Below are 6,239 nucleotides of genomic sequence, written 5' to 3'. Positions count from 1 at the left end.
TTTATTATACTTTGTACGAGCTTTTCAATACCCTATCCCAACCTTTAAAATCCCCTAAGTTATTTACTCAAGGGATTTTTTATCTGCTTTTTTCATACTCAAACAGTCAGTCTAACTGTTTGATTTTCTTTGTGACTAACTCCCTAAAAATAGTAGAATTAGCTACTTTACTGATTTTACAAGATAATAACAAGACCTAAACGTATAATTTATTTAGGTTTACCAATTATGACTTTAACATTATCCAATAAGGTCTAACTCAACCGTCCCCAAAGTTAAATCCTTATGTATTTAATCAGAAAGATTATTTTTCGCATATTTTTTTATGTCTTTGGGATAAAATCCCTTATATTTTTTGAAGCATGTACTAAATTTACTGTGAGAGGAATATCCTACAGCCTCTGCTATATCTTGAATTTTAAGGGTAGAGTTCAGTAGGAGTAATTCCGCCATATTCATTCTCCGTCTTTGAGTATATTCTGTAATTGTGCATTGATATTTTTGCTTAAATAACTTTTTTAGTTTTGTGCCGCTCATAGTGGATATTTTTTCTAAAGTATCCTGTGAGATAGATGTTGCATAATGATCGTCTATATAATTGGCGACATTTTTCAAAGCCTCATCATCGGCAATAGATAGTGGATTGCTGTACTTATTTAAAAAAGAGTCTATTGTAATACTTAACCATTCCTTTGCCTTTGACTCAAAAAAGATTTCAGCAGCAGGAGATGCCATCTTGCAATTAAGGATATCTTTTGCGATTCTTTCTAAAGGCTTGTTTATTATAATGCTGGTATTAAAAAATAAATCTTCATAGTTACAGACTTTATTCTTATAAGAGGACAGGCATTGCTCTATCATGGACTGATTGAAATTTATACCGATTCCTAAATAAGGAGAGTTTTTGTGAAGTATAAACCTAAAGTCTTTAGAATTTTTTGTATTTATAGTATAAAGTGAATTTGAAGAAAGATTTTGATAAGGATTAAAACATTCACCGTTTGCTGTAACTAAATAAGATAAATAAAGGGAATAGAAATTATTCAAACCAGAAAAACTTGTATGGATAATTTCTTTTTTTATGAAAACATCATAAATATCAATAGTGAAATTATCGCCCTCGTAAAACCAATATATGCCTTCTGCATTATCCGTGCTAAAACGGAATTCATGTCCTACAGTGGAGTATTTTGTATTATCGATAGATTCATCTGTAGAAAAAAAGTTTTTAACAAAGTTATAAAAATCACTCATATTATACCTCCGTACTTTATATTTTATCCCGAATAGACATTATCCCGAATAGACTTATTTAGCCATATCTAATTGATTGAAATCCTCATTTATTATAAAATAAATGATAAATAAAAACAAGAAAAACTATGCGTATTGCAAAAGAGTTTGAAAACAAGCCTCTAAAATCAGTCTAAAAAGGCTATTTATAGGGTTTGCTAATTTTAAAAAAAGGAGGAGTTGTTCAGTGAAGGATAAGAAGAAATCAATACTGAAAAGACTAATGGCTTACGGTGGTGAAAAAAGTTTTTTACTCTATATTGCTATGGTTATGTCTGCTGTATCAGGTGTCATGGTTTTGATGCCTATGGTATATATTCATAGAATTGTAAATAACTTAATTTTAAATGGGATGGTGAATTTTGATTATGTAAAGGAAAATTCAATTTATGCAGCAGTCTTTGCCGTTCTGGGGCTTTTTATATACCTAATAGGTTTAATTTTATCCCATATTTTTGCATTTGAAGTGGAAGATAACATTATTAAGACTTCCGTAACAAAACTAATAAACAAACCGCTTGGGTATTTCGATGACAAAGAAAGCGGAAGGATAAGAAATGTAATTGTGTCCGGAGCGTCTGAAACCCATTCTTTTATAGCGCATCAACTTCCTGATATGGCGATGACCATTATATCGCCAATCGTCCTGCTTGTATTTTTCTTCGTGTTTAACTGGAAGTTAGGACTTGCCAGTATGATACCGATGATTATCGGTATGACATTGATGTCATCTATGATGACAACCGAAACAAAAAAAATGAAGGATGAGTATTATGCAGGACTTTCCGATTTATCTTCTCAGACTGTGGAATATGTTCGAGGAATTCCTGTTGTTAAAACATTTGCACAAAGTGTTGAGAGCTTTGATAAGTTATATTCGTTAATCATAAAAACAAAAGACAATGTACTTAAGCTTACTATGAGTTATACGAATAAAATGTCGTGGTTTGAAACCGTTTCTACATCGACGGCATTTTTCTTGGTACCTGTGGCATTACTCTTAATAAAATTTAATGGAAACTTATCTAATGTAGTTGCAGATTCTGTTATTTACTTCCTAATAGGACCGGCATTTGCTACTTTTATTATGAGAACTGCGACGATTACACAATCCAGTTATTTTGCGGAACTTGCTTTAGATAAAATTGAGAATATACTTGAGTTTGATGATTTTGTTTATGGAAATAAAACAAGTTCTGATGTTGGGATAGAGTTTAAAAATGTAAGCTTTTCTTATGAAGATGAAAATGTATTAGACGATATTTCATTTAAGGTGAATAAAGGAGAACGAGTTGCTTTAGTCGGATCGTCAGGCAGTGGTAAAACTACTATAGCAAGGCTTGCTGCACGATTTTACGATATTAAAACAGGTGAAATTTATATTGGAGGAATTAATATAAAAGATTTTGAAAAAGAGGCTTTAATGAGAAAAATTGCTTTTGTTTTTCAAAACTCTAAACTATTTAAAATGAGTTTAAGAGATAATCTTTTAATCGGAAAGCCTGATGCAACTAATGAAGAAATTGACAATGCCTTAATCAATTCAGGGTCTAAAGATATTATTGAAAATTTAGATAAAGGACTTGATACTGTTTACGGAACTAAAGGCACATATTTTTCAGGAGGAGAAGCTCAAAGGATTTCTATAGCGAGAGCTTTTTTGAAAGATGCAGATATTATCATTTTAGATGAAGCTACAGCCTTTGCAGATCCTGAAAATGAACATTTGATTCAAGAGTCTTTTAAGAAGCTATCAAAAAGCAAGACAACATTGATGATTGCTCATAGATTATCTACAGTAATAGATGCGGACAAGATTCTCGTTATTGATAAAGGGAAAATTGTAGAAGAAGGCAAGCATGCAGATTTAATAGATATAAATGGGCATTATAAAAAGCTTTGGGATGAATATCAGAAATCCGTAAATTGGAAGATAGGAGGTTAAAATATGGTTTCTTATTTTATGAAAAAATATGCGATGTCAGAAAAAGGCGCTCTTAACTTAAAAAAAGCCATATTTTCACACACGCTTGTTAATTTAACTAAATTGTTCGCACCAATGATCGGTTTTATGTTTCTGTTTCAGTATATAGGCATTTTAAAAAGTATTGAGAGCTACAATTTTACTTCTGTTCATTATATTGCACTAATTGTAGTAATGATGATTGTGATGTTCTTAATAGCGAGGTGGGATTATGTAAGACTTTACACCAATGTGTACAACGAGAGTGCAAATTCAAGAATTGAGTTAGCGGAAAGGTTAAAGAAATTACCTCTTTCTTATTTTGGTAAAAGAGATTTGGCAGACCTTGCGGAAACCATGATGAATGACATGAACTTATATGAAACAATTTTTTCTCATGCTGTACCTCATATATATTCAACGGCTATATCCACAAGTATTATTGCTTTAATGCTTATCTTCTATAATTGGAAACTTGCACTTGCAGCCCTTTGGGTAATTCCCATTTCTATTTTGATTATATTTTTATCAAAGAAAAGTCATAAAAAAATAGTACAAGGCTGGATAGATGATAATCGTAAGGTTTTTGATAATCTACAGGAAAATATAGAGCAGATAGAGCAAATAAAATCTTACAACTTAGAAGATAGGATGTTAAATGATTTTTTTGAAAAATTAAATGCATCCACAAAACAGAAGACGAAAGGTGAAGTTGTTGCCGGAACACTTACAGGAATAGCTACTGCAATTTTAAAGCTTGGAATTATAAGTGTTGCCGTTATCGGCGTCAACATGCTTATGGCAGGGGAGGTAAGTGCGCTGGTTTATATCGCATTTTTAATGCTTACAGCAAGTATTTATCTTCCTATAGAAGGAATAATCACCTTTATGTCAATGATAGTTATTCTTGATGCGGTTGTAGGGAGAATAAAGGAAATAAAGACAACGCCTGTTCAAGAAGGCAAAAAAGATATTGACATTAAAAATTACGATATTGAATTCAAGGATGTTTATTTCGGATATGATGATTATTCTGTAATAAATTGTGTGAGCTTTACTGCAAAGCAGGGTGAAATCACTGCGCTAATCGGTTCAAGCGGAAGCGGAAAAACAACTCTCACCAAGCTTGCTGCAAGATTTTGGGATATAGATAAAGGAAAGATTTTGATAGGGGGAGAGGACATCGGTAAAATTGATCCGGAAACACTCCTTAAAAATTTCTCTATCGTTTTCCAAGATGTTACTCTTTTTAATTCAAGCATAAAAGATAATATAAAAATCGGTAAAAAAGATGCTACAGATGAAGAGATTATAAGAGCGGCTAAAATAGCAAGATGTTATGAATTTATAGATAAAATGCCGGATGGAATAGATACAGTAATAGGTGAAAACGGACAAAGACTTTCAGGCGGAGAAAGACAAAGAATCTCAATAGCAAGGGCAATACTAAAAGACGCACCAATCATATTGCTTGATGAGGCTACAGCATCTCTGGATGTTGAAAATGAAAGTCTAATTCAAGAGGCTTTATCCGAACTTATAAAAGAAAAAACGGCAATTGTTATTGCTCATAGATTAAGAACAATAAGAAATGCAAACAAAATCGTTTTATTAAATGCCGGAAAAATAGAAGCGATAGGGACAGATGAAGAACTTTGTAAAAGCTCGGAATTTTATAAAGCAATGCTTAGAAAATCAAATATTCAGTGAAAACTTATTTAGAAGGAAAATATAAAAATGGAAAAATTAAGAATTAAAGATTTAGTTACGATAGGTGTATTTACAGTAATATATTTTGTACTTATGTTTGCTTCGGGAATGATTGGTATTGTACCGATTTTATACTTGGCATACCCTACACTGGCAGGCATTATAACAGGAATAGTTATAATGCTCTTTATGGCAAAAGTTCAAAAATCATGGGGATTATTTATACTTGGGTTGATTTGTAGTCTTTTAGCAATTGCAATGGGAAATACATATGTAATATTGATACATGCTGTAATCAGTATGGCAATTGCGGAACTTTTAAGAAAAAAAGGAGAATATAAATCATTTAAATTTAATATGCTCTCATTTGCCGTATTCAACACTTGGATTTGTGGTTTCCTTATGCAAGTTTTGTTGGCTAAAGACAAGGTTATTAAACTGGCGGAAACAGGCGGTATGGGTCACGATTATATAATGAAGCTCATAGCACTTTTGAATTATCGAAGTATGGTATTAGTATATATCGGTGCTGTTGTCGGCGGGATACTCGGCGCATATATCGGTAAAGTCTTTTTGAAAAAGCATTTCGAAAAAGCTGGTATTGTATAATGCTCGTTTCTTTAGACAATCCATATAATCCCAATCCAATTAGTAAAATTTTAGTAAGTTTTTCACTTGGATTTGCTGTATTTTATAAAGTAAATACCTATTTTGAATGGGGAATTGTGCTTCTTATTTCATTTCTTTTTTTAATGAATGGATTTAAGAAAGAAGCCTTAAAAAACATATCATTTTTTGGGGTTCTTTCTTTGATACCTAATCTTGATGTAATTAGAAATATGAATGCGATTTTAATGATGTTTTTTATGCTATTTGCTGTATGTAAGATGTTTTATCTTCCATTTAGTGCGGGAAGTTTTTTTTTAAAAACATCGGATGTAGGAAGTGTAATATCCTCAATGGATAAAATGAATTTACCTCGTACTGTTTCTATACCAATTGCTGTAATGTTTAGGTTTTTTCCTTCATTTAGGGAAGAAAGTCACAATATAAAACTTGCTATGAAAATAAGGGGTATTACATTTAAAAATCCAATTTCATACATCGAGTATGTAATTGTGCCTTTACTTGTTATATCTTCTAATATTTCTGATGATATTGCAAAGGCAGCAGAAACAAAATGTATTGAAAATCCTGTTAAAAAAACTAGGTACATATCCGTCAAAACGAAAACAGTTGATTTTGTTTATGTGCTTTCAATACTGATTATGGT

At 31.7% G+C, this 6,239-nt stretch carries 5 protein-coding genes; 4 read left to right on the top strand and 1 reads right to left on the bottom strand.

Features of this window, described 5'->3' with window-relative positions:
* Positions 1-291 precede the first annotated feature (291 nt).
* A complete protein-coding gene (locus D8805_RS09760) occupies positions 292-1,254 on the bottom strand; it encodes a helix-turn-helix domain-containing protein (protein WP_049510005.1) in 963 nt (320 codons plus the stop codon).
* Between the two features lie 226 nt (positions 1,255-1,480).
* Between D8805_RS09760 and D8805_RS09755 the strand changes: the two genes are divergently transcribed.
* The 4 genes from D8805_RS09755 to D8805_RS09740 all read left to right on the top strand — a co-directional run.
* Positions 1,481-3,238 (top strand): ABC transporter ATP-binding protein, encoded by a 1,758-nt coding sequence (locus D8805_RS09755; RefSeq protein WP_125417092.1) that lies wholly within the window; start codon positions 1,481-1,483, stop codon positions 3,236-3,238.
* A gap of 3 nt (positions 3,239-3,241) precedes the next feature.
* Positions 3,242-4,966 carry an ABC transporter ATP-binding protein gene (locus D8805_RS09750; RefSeq protein WP_125417090.1) on the top strand — a complete coding sequence of 575 codons (1,725 nt, stop codon included), beginning with the start codon at positions 3,242-3,244 and terminating at the stop codon, positions 4,964-4,966.
* 21 nt (positions 4,967-4,987) lie between these two features.
* A complete protein-coding gene (locus D8805_RS09745; protein WP_049510000.1) occupies positions 4,988-5,575 on the top strand; it encodes an MptD family putative ECF transporter S component in 588 nt (195 codons plus the stop codon).
* A partial coding sequence (locus D8805_RS09740; RefSeq protein ID WP_221762868.1) for an energy-coupling factor transporter transmembrane component T occupies positions 5,572-6,239 on the top strand: 668 nt, incomplete at its 3' end. The genes D8805_RS09745 and D8805_RS09740, both read left to right, overlap by 4 nt.

It is taken from the genome of Streptococcus oralis subsp. dentisani (assembly GCF_003944205.1).
Classification (GTDB): Bacteria; Bacillota; Bacilli; order Lactobacillales; family Streptococcaceae; genus Streptococcus; species Streptococcus oralis_BH.
This window is presented reverse-complemented; position numbering and strand designations above follow the sequence as displayed.